The following is a 12848-nucleotide window of genomic DNA, read 5'->3' on the forward strand; positions in this document are numbered from 1 at the left end:
GTGGCAGATCAACGGGAGGTGGACATCGTGTCCGTGTTCAGGTCAAGGCCGGCACTGCGCTGGCTCGTGCCGTCGGCTGCGGCAGTGGTCGTCATCGGCGGCGGCGCCGCGGCGGGGACGATCGTGGCGAGCGCCGACCCCGCGCTGCCCGAGCGCAGCGCGGCACAACTGCTCGTCGACCTGCAGAATGCGAAGGTCGACGGACTGTCCGGCACCATCGTGCAGAGTGCCGATCTCGGTCTGCCCAAGATCCAGGGGATCACCGACGGGGCGTCGGCCGACGCCGGTCTCGTGAGCCTCATCGCGGGCAGCAACACCGCGCGGGTCTGGTACGCCGGTGAGGACAAGGCGCGCCTCGCCCTGGTCGGCACCGGGGGCCAGACCGACGTCATCCGCAACGGGTCCGACGTGTGGCTCTGGCAGAGCGACGGCAACAAGGCCACGCACCTGAAGGTGCCGGCCGAGGCGGGTAAGAAGCCGCAGGCGCTGCCGACCGGCGTGCCGACGACGCCGCAGGACGCGGCGGACGCGGCGCTGGCGGCGATTGACGACAGCACCAAGGTCACCACGACCGGCGCGGCCAAGGTCGCCGACCGGGACGCGTACGAGCTGGTGCTGAGCCCCAAGGCGACCGAGTCGCTGATCGGGCAGGTGCGGCTGGCGATCGACGCCGAGAAGCACATCCCGCTGCGGGTCGACGTCTACGCCAAGAACGCGACCAGCCCGGCCGTCCGGGTGGCGTTCACGCAGATCAGCTTCGAGACGCCGGACGCGCAGCAGTTCGCCTTCAACCCGCCGCCCGGCGCGAAGGTGACCGAGTCGAACGTCGGCCAGCTCGAGAAGGACGCCGAGAAGGCCGCCAAGGAGCACGGCAAGGCGATGCCGCCGGCGACCGCCTCGTCCTCCGACGGGCCGAAGGTGATCGGGGAGGGCTGGGCGTCGATCCTGACCGCCAAGCTGCCGGCCGATTCGTCGTCCTCGTCCTCCGCGGAGGCTGAGGGGCTGCTCGGCATGCTGCCGGAGGCCAGCGGCGCGTGGGGCAAGGGCCGGATCTTCAGCGGATCGCTCTTCAGCGTGCTGCTGACGGACGACGGCCGGGTCTTCGCCGGTGCGGTCGCGCCGGAGTCGCTCTACGCGGCGGCGGCCAAGAAGTAACCGTCATCAACCCCAAATAGTTCTAGAACTCTCGTCGGCGTTATGCAACACTGCCTTCGAGAGTTCTAGAACTTTTGGAGGCGATGGCATGTCCACCCTGATCGATGAGCCGGCCGCCGGTCGCTTCGGCGACTTCGGCGGCCGGTTCGTTCCCGAGTCGCTGGTGCCCGCCTGCGGGGCGCTGGCCGCGGCCTTCCGGGCGGCCTGGGCCGACCCGCTGTTCCGGTCCGAGCTCGACGATCTGCTCGCCGTCTACGCCGGCCGCCCGACACCGCTGAGCCCGGCCCGTCGCCTCTCCGCCGAGGTCGGCATCGAGCTGATGCTCAAGCGCGAAGATCTGGCCCACACGGGCAGCCACAAAATCAACAACGTCCTCGGCCAGGGCCTGCTGGCGCGCCGCATGGGCAAGCGCCGCATCATCGCCGAGACGGGCGCGGGCCAGCACGGGGTCGCCGCGGCCACCGCCGCCGCGCTGCTCGGTCTCGAGGCCACCGTCTACATGGGTGAGCGCGACATCGAACGGCAGCAGCTCAACGTCCTGCGCATGACCACACTGGGCGCGCGCGTCGTCCCGGTCACCACCGGCAGCCGTACGTTGAAGGACGCGACGAACGAGGCCATGCGCGCCTGGGTGGCCGACGTCGACGAGGCCCACTTCCTGCTCGGCTCCGTCGGCGGCCCCCATCCCTATCCGTGGATGGTTCGCGAGCTGCAGCGCGTCATCGGCGACGAGGCCCGCCGCCAGGTCACCCGGGTGCCCGACGTGGTGGTGGCCTGCGTCGGCGGCGGCTCCAACGCGGCCGGCACGTTCGCGGGCTTCGCCGACACCTCCGCTCGCCTGATCGGCGTCGAGGCCGCCGGCGGCGCGGCCATGTCGTCCGGCGCGCCCGGCGTCGTCCACGGCGCCCGCTCGATGGTCCTGCAGGATGCCGAGGGTCAGGTCGCCGAGGCCGCCTCGATAGCCGCCGGCCTCGATTATCCCGGCATCGGCCCCGAGCACGCCCACCTCGGCGCCATCGGCCGAGCCGAATACCACTCGGTGAAGGACGACGAGGTGGTGGCGGCGGTCCGGCGCCTGGCCCGGACCGAGGGCATCATCTGCGCCCTCGAATCGGCCCACGCGGTGGCCTGGGTGCTGCGCGAGGCCGGCACGCCACTGCTTCCCACCGGTTCCCGCGTGGTGCTCACGCTTTCCGGCCGCGGCGACAAAGACATGGCCACCCTGGGAGCAGTCGCATGACCGCCACCACAGGTCGCAGCCTGCTGGGCCCGGCTCATCCGGCCAACCACCGGCCCTTCGCCGAACCCCCGCCCCCCGCGCTGCGGGAAGCGTCCGGCACTCGTGGCGGGCGCGCGGTGGGCGGATTTCACGCGCGCGCGGCGTCGCCCGATTTCGACGGAGGGCCCGCGGTGGGCGACCTCTACGGCCGGCAGCAGAGCGAAACGGATCGAGGGGACGATCGCCCGGCGGCAGAATCGCCGGAGCCAAGGAGCCTTCACAGCCGGCGGGCCGCCGGTGCGCCCGACGGAGGCGCCTCCGTTCGGCCGGAGACGCCCGATCCGCTGGAGGCCTGGGCGAGGCCCGGCGCTGGTCGGCAACCGCGCAAGTTGCTGGTGCCGTATCTGACCGCCGGCGTGACTGAGAACTGGCTCGAGTATCTCTTCGCCCTGCAGGACGCCGGGGCGGACGCGATCGAGATCGGCCTGCCGTTTTCCGATCCGATGCTCGACGGGGCCACCGTCCAGCAGAGCTCCGACCGTGCCCTCGCCCGGGGCGTCACCGTCGCGGGAATCCTGCGCGAGCTGCACGACGTGCGGCACCGGGTGCGCGTCCCGCTGATCGCCTTCACCTACTCCAACCTGGTCTTCCGCCCGGGGCCGGCCGTCTTCTGCCGGCAGCTCGCCGAGGCGGGGCTCCGCGGCCTGATCGTGCCCGACCTGCCGCTCGACGAGGCCGGCGAGGTCGAGGCGGCCGCGGCCGCCGCCGGGATCGAGCTGACTCTGCTCGTCGCCCCGGTCACGACCGACGACCGGCTCGCCGAGATCGCCGCCCGCAGCCGGGGCTACCTCTACGCGATCAGCCACATGGGCACCACCGGCGAGCGTGACTCCCTCGCCTCGTCCGCCGCCACCGTGGTCGCCCGCATCAAGCGGGTCGCGAGGGTGCCGGTGCTGGTGGGGTTCGGGATCTCGGGAGTGGAGCAGGTCGCCGCGGCGGGCCGGGTGGGGGATGGTGTTGTCGTGGGGTCGGCCCTGATGCGTAGGGTGCTGGACGGGGCCACGCCGCAGCAGCTGGGGGCTGAGGTGGCAGCGTTGCGTAGCGCCCTTGACGCATCAGACGAGGAGGCTTCCGCTGACCGCACCGCGTACGCCGAAGTATCGGGTGATCGCCGATGACCTGAGCACGAAGATCCGGGGCGGGGAATTGTCCCCGGGGTCGGCGCTGCCCCCGCAGAAGGAGCTGAGCGCGCGCTACGGCGTCACGCTGGCGACGCTGCGGCAGGCCCTCCAGCAGCTCGAGGACGATGGCCTTCTCTCCCAGCAACCCGGTCGTGGCACCTTCGTGGCGGAGCCGCGCGCTGCCTACCGGCTCGACTCGCTGCGGGGTTTCGCCGAAGACCTGCACGCCCAGGGGCGCCTGGTCGCCACGCAGATCCTCGAGCAGACCGTGGCCCAGCCGCCCGCGTGGGCGGCGGCGCATTTCGGCGACACGTTCCACGCCGTGCGGCTGGAGCGTCTGCGGCTGCTCGCCGGTCACCCCGCCGTGCACCAGGTCTCGTGGGTCTACGGACTGGAGCTGGCCAAGGCCGACCTCAGCGGGGTGTCGCTCTACGCCGCCCTGGCCGAGCACGGCATCGCCGTCCACCGGGCGAGCGAGGCCGTGCGGCCCGGCCTGCTCGACCAGGCCACCGCCGCACTGCTGCGCCAGCCCGTGGGCACGCCCGCGTTCCTCTCCGAGCGGGTCACCTACGGCCTCGACGACCAGGCGCTGGTGGTCGACCGGGCCACCATCCTCGGCACCATGATGGAGATCCGCACCGAGCGCGAAGTGAGCGGCCTCTCGATGCAGTGGGTCCAGCTGGCGTAACGAAACCGGGCCGCGACCGCCGGGTCAGCCGGCCTTGCCTCAGCGCGCGTCGGTTCAGCCGTCCGTGCGTCACTGGCATTGCTTGAGTTGGCCGCGCGTCAGCCGGCATCGGTCAGCTGCCATTGCTTGAACTGGCCGTGCGCCAGCTCGCATCGGTCAGCTGGCATTGCTTGAGCTGGCCGTGCGCCAGCTCGCATCGGTCAGCTCGCCTTGCGTCAGCGGCCTCGCGTCAGCTGGCGTAGCGCTTTTCGGCTCGGGCCCGGGCCTTGGCCGCTTCGACCTCGCGGTTCTTCGGCGGGGCGGCGGTGGTCAGCTCGTCGAGCAGGGCGGCGGTGGCGGCGGCGATCGTGGCCACGGCCTGGTCGAAGGCGGCCTGGTTGGCCTGGGACGGGCGGGTGCTGCCGGCGACCTTGCGGACGTATTGCAGGGCGGCGGCGTGGATCTCGTCGCGCGTGGCGGGCGGCTCGAAGTTGTGCAGCTGGTGGATGTTGCGGCACACGGCGGACGACCTCCGGAAGGCTGGGGTGTGACTCTTGCCAAGTTACGCCAGGGGTACGACGAAATACGATTGGCTCATGGCGCACTGGTACGAGTCGTCGATCGACCGGCAGCTGCGGGAGGCGGCTGAGCGCGGGGAGTTCGACGATCTGCCCGGGAAGGGCGAGCCGCTCCGTGGGCACGGCGCAGAGTATGAGGACGACTGGTGGGTGAAGGACTGGCTGGAGCGTGAGGGCGCCACCGCCGCCGTCATTCCGGCCACCCTCGCCCTGCGGCGTGAGACCGAAGACCTCGACGACACGGTCGACCGCCTGCGCTCCGAGCGTGAGGTGCGGGACCACGTCGCCGACCTCAACGGGCGGATCGGCAAGGCCAACGTCGGCCTGATGGACGGTCCGCCGGTCGTGCTCCGGCCCTTCGACGCCGACAGCGTGGTCGCCGCCTGGTGGGAACGCCGCTGACCGAACCGGCCGTTGGCGCCAGGGCGACGATCTGCGGCACGGCGACCGGAACACCGGCCGGGCGTGTGAGGGTCACCACCCGTGCAGATCGGCCAGGGGTCTCGAAATCCAGGGTGCTCTCAGAAATCGGTGTTAACGACTTGGTGGTGATGATGCGAGCGGCCCGCCTCGGCGGCCTGTTGGTGCTGGTCGGAGCCCTGCTCGGGCTGTCCGCGATCCCGGTCGGGGCCGTGCTGCGGGCCGGGGCGCAGTGGAGCCGTCGTCAGCGTGCCGAGCTTCCGGCCCCGTTGCTGAAGCCGTCGGCCGCCCAGCTCACCCGGGTCTACGCGAACGACGGCCGGACGCTGATCACCACGTTCTACGACGAGGACCGGCACGACGTCACGCTGGCCCAGATCGCTCCGGTGATGCAGAAGGCGATCGTCGCGGCCGAGGACACCCGCTTCTACGAGCACGGCGGGGTAGACCTCAAGGGCGTGGCCCGCGCGCTGGTCTCCGACGCCCGCAGCGGCCGCGCCGGGCAGGGCGCCTCGACGCTCACCATGCAGTTGGTGCGCAACGTGCTCAAGGAGGACCCGAGCCTGACCGCCGCCGAGCGCGCCCAGGCGACCGAGGACACGCCGGGCCGCAAGCTGCGCGAGATCGAGTACGCCGTGGAGCTCGAGAGCCACTTGACCAAGCAGCAGATCCTGCGGAACTACCTGAACATCGTGTACTTCGGCGACGGCGCGTACGGGATCGAGGCCGCCGCCCGGCGGATCTTCGGCGTCAGCCCGGCCCGGCTCGACCTGGCCCAGGCGGCCCTGATCGCCGGCATCGTGCAGTCGCCCGAGGCCGACAACCCGATCGGCGGCGACCGGGCCGCGGCCAAGGTGCGCCAGGGGTACGTGCTCGACGCGATGCTCAAGGCCGGCCAGATCACCCGGGCCCAGCACGACAAGGCGGCCGCCGAGAAGCTCACCTACTCGGGCGCCACCCAGCCCAACGGATGTGTCGACGCCACCGGGCGGGCCGACGGCTGGGGCTTCTTCTGCGACTACTTCCAACGCTGGTGGGACGCCCAGCCCCAGTTCGGCGCGACCAGGGCCGAACGCGAGAACGCGCTGCGCCGCGGCGGCTACACCGTCGTCACCACGCTCGACGCCGGTGTGCAGAAGGTCGCGGCCGAGCAGTCCCGCCGGGTCTACGGGCTCGACGACAGGAAGACCCTGCCGATCGCCGTCGTCCAGCCGGGCACCGGCAAGGTCCTCGCGCTCGCCGTCAACCGCCGGTTCGGCACCGCGAAATCGATCACCAACACCGTCAACCCGCTGGTCAGCGGGGGCAGCGGCATCAACGGCTATCCGTCCGGCTCGACCTTCAAGATGTTCACGATGCTGGCCGCGCTCGAAGCCGGCCTGCCCCTCGACTCCGGCTACGACTCGCCCTCGAAGCTGGTCACCGAGTGGTCGGACGACGGGCCCGGCAACTGCGGGGGCCGGTACTGCCCCGGCAACGACAACCCGGGCTGGATGGACGGCTACCGCACGATGTGGGACGCGTTCGGCCGCTCGGTCAACACGTACTTCGTGCACCTGGAGGAGCAGGTCGGCCCGGCAGCCGTGGTCGCCATGGCGCGGCGGCTGGGCATCAGCTTCAGCGCGCCGTCCGACGCGAAGCTGGCCGAGAGCCCGGACTCGTGGGGCGCTTTCACCCTCGGCGTCATCGACACGACCCCGCTCGAGCTGGCCTCCGCGTACGCGACGGTGGCAGCCGACGGCGCCTACTGCGCGCCGCTGCCGGTCGCCTCGGTAACCGCGCCGGACGGCCGGCGGACGCCGATCAGCAGCACCTGCAAGCAGGTCCTCGACCCGGAGACAGCGCGCGCCGCGGCCGATGCCGCCCGCTGCCCGGTGGGTCAGCAGAGCGCGTACGGCACATGCGACGGCGGCACGGCCGAGCAGGTCGCCGGCATGTTCGGCGGCCTGGCGGTGGCCGGCAAGACGGGCAGCACCGAGGACAACCGCACCGAGACGTTCGTCGGCTTCACCCCCACCGTGGCGGCCGCCGGCATCGCCAACGACCCGGTCAACCCGGCCGACCGGGTCGGCAGCGGGGTCGAGGCGCGCGTGGTCACGGCCGTCGGGCGAACGTTGCGCGCCGCGGTCGGCAGCGCCGGATACGACGGTTTCACCCCGCCGGACAGCACCACGGCGTACGGCGGGTGATTCGCTCAGGAAGCGGCGGTTTCCTGCCGAACTGAAGCGTGTGACCGCCGCCACTGAGCAGCGACGACCGGCCGCTCGGCACGAGCACCAGCTGCCCGACGCGCCGGCATGAGAGTTCTCGCCCAGCTCAAGTACCGCGTGGCCGGTGGCTTCACCGCGCTGCTCCTGCTGTTCCTCACCCTGCTCGTCGCCCATTTCGCCGTCACCGAGCGCCAGCGCGTCCGGTACGAGCAGGTCACCCAGCGCGTCGAGGTCGCCCGGGACACCAACCGGGCCGTGCTGCAGTACATGACCGACGCCGAGACGGGCGTCCGCGGCTTCCAGACCACCGGCGAGACCGCCTTCCTCGAGCCCTACATCAGCGGCCGGGCCGGGGCGTTCAGCGCGCTCCAGCGGCTCGACGAGGACCCGCTCGACGACGAGACGGCCCGGCTGCTGCAGCTCGAGCGCCGGGCCGCCGAGGACTGGCTGTACGGATACGCGATCCCGATCCTCAACGCCGGCGTGGCCGACGCCGACCGGGCCCGGGCGCTGCGCGGCAAGGACCTGTTCGACCGCCTCCGTACGGCCAACGCCGACGTGTTCGCCGCGGTCGAGAGCTACGAGCAGCGCGCCGGCGCCGCCGCCCGTGCCCGGTCCCAGCTGGCCGCCCTGTTCTTCGCCGGCCTGGCCACCCTGGTCGTGCTGGCCGGTTTCGGCCTAGCCCTGCTGCATCAGCGGCACCTGCTCGTGCCGCTCGAGCACATCCGGCTCACGGTGCGCCACCTGGCCGACGGCGACCTGTCGGCCCGCGTCGTCCCGTCCGGCCCGGACGAGTTGCGCGCGGTGGCCGGCACCCTCAACGACCTGGCCGCCGAGACGGAGCGCCTGCGCGGCGCCGAACAGGCCCGTGCCGCCCGCAGCGAGCTGCGCCAGGCGGTGAGCCACGAGCTGCAGGAGTCGCTGGAGCCGTCGGGCTCCGGCCTTCGGATCGCCGAGCTGATCGGCACGACGCTGAACGCCGCATCCGTGCACAGCCGGATCACCGTCCAGGCCGGGCTTCCGGTCGAGGTCGACTGGCCGGCCGGGGCCGAACCGCTCGACCAGTCGGTGGTCGACCAGGCACGGTCGTGCGCGCCCGGCGGCTCGGTGCGCCCGGCCGGCCTGCCGGGGGCGCTCGTCGTCCCGCTCAGCGGCGACGCCGGCTGCCCGCCCGGCCTGATCTGCGTGGTGCGACCGGACCTTCCGGAGTGGCCGGAGGAGGATCGGCGGCTGCTCATCGGGCTGGCCCGCGAGATCGACCACGCTGCCCATCAGGAGCGGCTGCGGCTGCGCCAGGCCCGGCTGATCAACGAGCTGCGGGTGCTCGACGAGCAGAAGAACGTCTTCGTCGCCACCGTCACGCACGAGTTGCGTACGCCGCTGACCAGCATTCTCGGCTACGGCGAGATGCTGGCCGAGGACGAGGAACACGGCCGTGGGCTGACTCCGGCCCAGGCCCGGGGCGTTGCTGCGATCCTGCGCAACGCGCACCGGCTCGAAGCCACCGTGTCCGACCTGCTGCTGCTCGACCGGTCCGTCGAGCGCGGCGGCGCCTCGGTTCCGGTCGACCTGGCCCGGCTGGTCGGCGAGGTGCACGCCGCGCTGGAGGTCTCGGCGCGGGCCAAGGGGCTGGACTGCACGCTGGCCACCGAGCCGGCCTGGGTGCGCGGCGACGCGGTCCAGCTGGAACGGGCCCTGCGCAGTCTGCTCGACAACGCCGTCAAGTTCACCGCGCCCGGCGGGCGCCTGGACTGCCGTCTCGACTGCACCGCCGAGCGCGCCATGGTGACGGTGACCGACACCGGCATCGGCATCCCCGCCGACGACGTGCCCGGGTTGTTCACGCCCTTCCACCGCGCGGCCAACGCGATGGATCAGGCCGTGCAGGGCAACGGGCTGGGGCTGGCGATCGTCCGCACCATCGTCAGCGACCACGGCGGCACGGTGACCGCGCGCTCCGAACTCGGCCGGGGCAGCACGTTCACGATGACTCTGCCGCTGATCCCGACGCTCGCAGCGCCCACCAGATCCGGTCCCGGGTGAGGGGCAGGTCGGTCAGCCGTACGCCGGTAGCGTCGCGCACCGCGTTGGCCAGCGCCGGCGCCACCGGGTTGAACGGGCTCTCGCTCATCGACTTGGCGCCCAGCGGCCCGATCGCGTCGTCGGTGTCCGCGAAGAGCACCTCGGTGTGCGGCACATCGGCGTACGTCGGCAGGTGGTACTGCCGCAGGCCGACCGTCGTGACCTGGCCGTCCGGCCCGATGTCGACGTGCTCGGCCAGCGTCGCGCCCAGCGCCTGGACCACGCCGCCCTCGATCTGACCTCGGCACTGCAGCGGGTTGATCACCGTGCCCGCGTCGGCGCTGTGCACGCTGCGCAGGATCCGCAGTTCGCCCGTGTCGGGATCCACCGCGACCCGGAACCACTGCGCGTTGAACGCCACCGACCGCGGACTGCCGGCCCAGTGCCCCTGCGCGCTCAGCGGCCGACCGGCCCGCGCCGCCAGCTCCTTGAGCACCGTCTCGGTCAGCGCGGCCCCCTTGGCGCCGGCGACCAGCAGCGCGTGCAGGCCGCGGGCGGCGTCCAGCACCGCGCGGCCCGCCACGACCACGCCGGTCGAGGCGAAGGCGCCGGTGTCGTGCCGCACCAGGTCGGTGTCGGACTGCCGCACGGTGATCCGGCCGGGGGTGGTGCCGAGCGCGTCGGCCGCGATCTGGGCGTGCACGGTCGTGCTGCCGTTGCCGAACTCGGCCGTGCCGACCGCGATCTCGAAGCCGCCGTCGGGCCGCAGCGTCGCCGTCGCGTCCGCGTAGTGCCCGCCCGGAGGCCCGGCCGCGATCATGGTGATCGCCATGCCGTCGCCCACCAGCCACCCTGCCGGCGCTTGCTCCGCCGGCGACTTCGCGGCCGTACGGATGTGCTCGAGGCACTGGTCGAGGCCGTACGAGGCGATGGTCAGGTCGTCGACGTGGTCGCCGGGCGCGGTCAGGTCGTCGCCGGGCCGGACGACGTTGCGCTCGCGCAGGTCGATCGGGTCGATCCCGAGCCGGCGGGCCAGCTCGTCGAGCGCCGACTCGACGGCGAACGACACCTGCCCGAGGCCGTAGCCGCGGAACGCGCCCGAGGGCACGGTGTTCGTGTAGACGGACCACGCGTCGGTGCGCATGTTCGCGCAGCGGTAGACGGCGATCGACTCGTGGCAGGCGTGATACATGACGGCGGGCCCATGATTGCCGTACGCCCCGGTGTCCGAGACCACGCGCAGCGCGAGCGCGGTGAGCGAGCCGTCGGCGCGCGCCCCCACCTTGACGGTGACGGTGAACGGATGCCGGGTGGTGGCCGACGTGAACTGCTCGGCCCGCGTGTACTCGTGCCGGACCGGCCGCCCGAGCCGCAGCACGGCCAGCGCCACCAGATCCTCGACCAGCATCTCCTGCTTGCCGCCGAACCCGCCGCCGACCCGGCCGGCGATCACGCGGACCTTCTCCTCCGGCAGGTCGTAGAGGACGGCGAGCGCGCGCCGGGTCAGGAACGGTGTCTGCGTGCTGGTGCGGATGACCAACCGGCCGTCGTCGTCGAGCCAGCCGACCGCGCCGTGCGTCTCGAGGCTGGCGTGCTGCACGCGGGGCGTCCGGAACGTCTCCTCGTACACCTCGTCGGCCGCGGCGAAACCGGCCTCGACGTCGCCCAGTTCGGCGTGCCGTTCGGCGACGACGTTGCCCTCGCTGAGCGGGTGCAGCTGGGGCGCGCCCTCGGCCATCGCCTCGGCCGGGGAGAGGACGGCGGGCCGCACCTCGTACTCGACGGCCAACGCCCGGCAGCCCTGTTCGGCGGCGGCCTCGCTGGTGGCGACCACCGCGGCCACCCGCTGACCGGCGAAGCGCACCACGTCGTCGAGCACCCGGGTGTCGGCCGGGTCCTCGGTCGGGTGCTCGTGCCGGGCGGTCGAGAACAGCTTGGCCGGCGCGTCGGCGTGGGTCAGCACCAGCACGACGCCGGGCACCGCCAGGGCGGCCTCGGTGCGGACGGCCAGGATGCGGGCGTGCGGGTGGGGGGAGCGCAGCACCTTGAGGTGCAGCACGCTGGGGACGTCCAGGTCGAACGTGTAGCGGGCGTGGCCGGTCACCACGTCGGGGCCGGCCGGCGCGCCCAGGTCGGCGCCGACCGCCGCGCCGGGGGCGGGCTCGGCCACGTTGACCCGGCCGGCGAGGGCGTCGGCGACCGCGCGGTAGCCCGTGCATCGGCAGAGGTTGCCCTTGAGGGCGCGCGGCAGGTCGGTGCGCTGGTCGTCGGTGAGCGCGGCCGTCGTCATGATCAGTCCGGCCGTACAGAAGCCGCACTGGAAGCCCTGCGCGTCGAGGAACGACTGCTGCACCGGGTGCAGGCCGTCGTCGCCGGCCAGGCCCTCGATCGTGGTGACGCTGCGGCCGGCCGCGCGGAAGGCCGGGTAGACACAGGAGTGCACCGGCACGCCGTCGACGTGCACGGTGCACGCGCCGCAGTCGCCGGTGTCGCACCCCTTCTTGACCCCGAAGCAGCCTTGTTCGCGCAGGTAGGTGCGCAGGCACTGGCCGGGCCGGGGCGCGCCGTCGTGCTCGGCGCCGTTGATGATCATGATGCCAGCTCCGCGCGCACCTGCTCGGCGTAGAGCCGGGTCAGGTGCCGCCGCCACGCCGGCAGCCCGTGCACGTCGTCGACGTAGGCGTCGTCCGGGATCCGCTCGGCCAGCGCCACCTGCACCAGCTCGGCCCCCGGGCGCTCGGCGAAGGTCAGCACGTACGGGCGCCTGGTCGCCGCGGTCACCGTGACGACGAGCCCGTCGTCGCCGGTCACCCGCCCGATCACCAGCACCCCCGAGCGGCCGTGGGCATGCAGAGAACCTTGCCTGTACGCGGTGCGGGAGCGTAACGCCTCGGCCGGGAGCAGCATCGAGCGCAGCAACTCGCCCTCGCCCAGCACGGTCGCGCCCTCGCCGGTCACGAAGTCGGCCACCTTCACCGTGCGGTCGCCCTCGGGCCCCTGCAGCAGCACGGTGCCGTCGAGGGCGGCCCCCAGCGCGATCATCGGCCCGGCCGGCAGCGCGGCGCACAGGTTGCCGCCGACGGTAGCCACGTTCCAGATCTTGAAGGAGGCCAGGAACGCGTGGCAGCACTTCTCGGCGATGTCGTGGCCGCTGGCCGCGAGCTCGGCGATGGTGCAGGTGGCGGCGACCTCCAGGCCGTCGTCGAGCCAGGTCAGGGCGGGCCAGCCCGCGGTCGTCAGGTCGAGCAGGCGGGTCACATGGGGGCGCGGCTCGCCGAACAGGGCCGTGCCGCCGCCCAGCCACGCGTCGCCCGGCCGCCACTGGCCCACCTGAGCTGGGCTGATCACTTCGGCCACGGTGTTCAGGTCCACGTCCGTACGTTACGCGCGTCGTGT

General features: G+C 72.8%; 10 protein-coding genes. 7 read left to right on the plus strand and 3 right to left on the minus strand.

All coding sequences use genetic code 11. The annotated features are described in order from the left end of the window. The first annotated feature begins 27 nt into the window (after positions 1–27). From LXN57_RS18705 to LXN57_RS18720, 4 genes are all read left to right on the plus strand, one after another. Positions 28–1155: a LolA family protein gene (locus tag LXN57_RS18705; protein ID WP_251799458.1), complete on the plus strand. Its 1128-nt coding sequence runs from the start codon at positions 28–30 to the stop codon at positions 1153–1155. Between the two features lie 88 nt (positions 1156–1243). Then, complete coding sequence (gene trpB / locus LXN57_RS18710) at positions 1244–2395, plus strand: tryptophan synthase subunit beta (protein WP_251799459.1); 1152 nt, start codon at positions 1244–1246, stop codon at positions 2393–2395. Between the two features lie 368 nt (positions 2396–2763). After that, positions 2764–3552, plus strand: a complete 789-nt coding sequence (trpA, locus tag LXN57_RS18715) for a tryptophan synthase subunit alpha (RefSeq protein WP_308206636.1) — start codon at positions 2764–2766, stop codon at positions 3550–3552. Next, on the plus strand, positions 3539–4243 hold the full coding sequence (locus LXN57_RS18720) for a GntR family transcriptional regulator (protein WP_251799461.1): 705 nt from the start codon (positions 3539–3541) through the stop codon (positions 4241–4243). Before trpA ends, LXN57_RS18720 begins: the two co-directional genes overlap by 14 nt. A gap of 229 nt (positions 4244–4472) precedes the next feature. Here LXN57_RS18720 and LXN57_RS18725 read toward each other — a convergent pair whose 3' ends face one another. Beyond that, positions 4473–4742: a DUF2277 domain-containing protein gene (locus LXN57_RS18725; RefSeq protein WP_251799462.1), complete on the minus strand. Its 270-nt coding sequence runs from the start codon at positions 4740–4742 to the stop codon at positions 4473–4475. Positions 4743–4818: 76 nt separating this feature from the next. Here LXN57_RS18725 and LXN57_RS18730 point away from each other — a divergent pair, with 76 nt between their 5' ends. The 3 genes from LXN57_RS18730 to LXN57_RS18740 all read left to right on the plus strand — a co-directional run bounded on the left by LXN57_RS18730 (position 4819) and on the right by LXN57_RS18740 (position 9473). Beyond that, complete coding sequence (locus LXN57_RS18730; protein ID WP_251799463.1) at positions 4819–5202, plus strand: DnaJ family domain-containing protein; 384 nt, start codon at positions 4819–4821, stop codon at positions 5200–5202. A gap of 152 nt (positions 5203–5354) precedes the next feature. Next, entirely contained in the window at positions 5355–7409 is a 2055-nt protein-coding gene (locus LXN57_RS18735) for a transglycosylase domain-containing protein (protein WP_251799464.1), read from the plus strand. Positions 7410–7517: 108 nt separating this feature from the next. Next, complete coding sequence (locus tag LXN57_RS18740; protein WP_251799465.1) at positions 7518–9473, plus strand: ATP-binding protein; 1956 nt, start codon at positions 7518–7520, stop codon at positions 9471–9473. On the opposite strand, the gene LXN57_RS18745 is transcribed toward LXN57_RS18740, so the two are convergent. Next, complete coding sequence (locus LXN57_RS18745) at positions 9412–12045, minus strand: molybdopterin-dependent oxidoreductase (RefSeq protein ID WP_251799466.1); 2634 nt, start codon at positions 12043–12045, stop codon at positions 9412–9414. The two genes, LXN57_RS18740 and LXN57_RS18745, sit on opposite strands and share 62 nt — an antisense overlap. After that, on the minus strand, positions 12042–12824 hold the full coding sequence (locus LXN57_RS18750; RefSeq protein ID WP_251799467.1) for an FAD binding domain-containing protein: 783 nt from the start codon (positions 12822–12824) through the stop codon (positions 12042–12044). Before LXN57_RS18750 ends, LXN57_RS18745 begins: the two co-directional genes overlap by 4 nt. Positions 12825–12848 lie beyond the last annotated feature (24 nt).

Origin of the sequence: Paractinoplanes hotanensis (assembly GCF_023717965.1) — a bacterium.
Taxonomy (GTDB): Bacteria; Actinomycetota; Actinomycetes; order Mycobacteriales; family Micromonosporaceae; genus Actinoplanes; species Actinoplanes polyasparticus.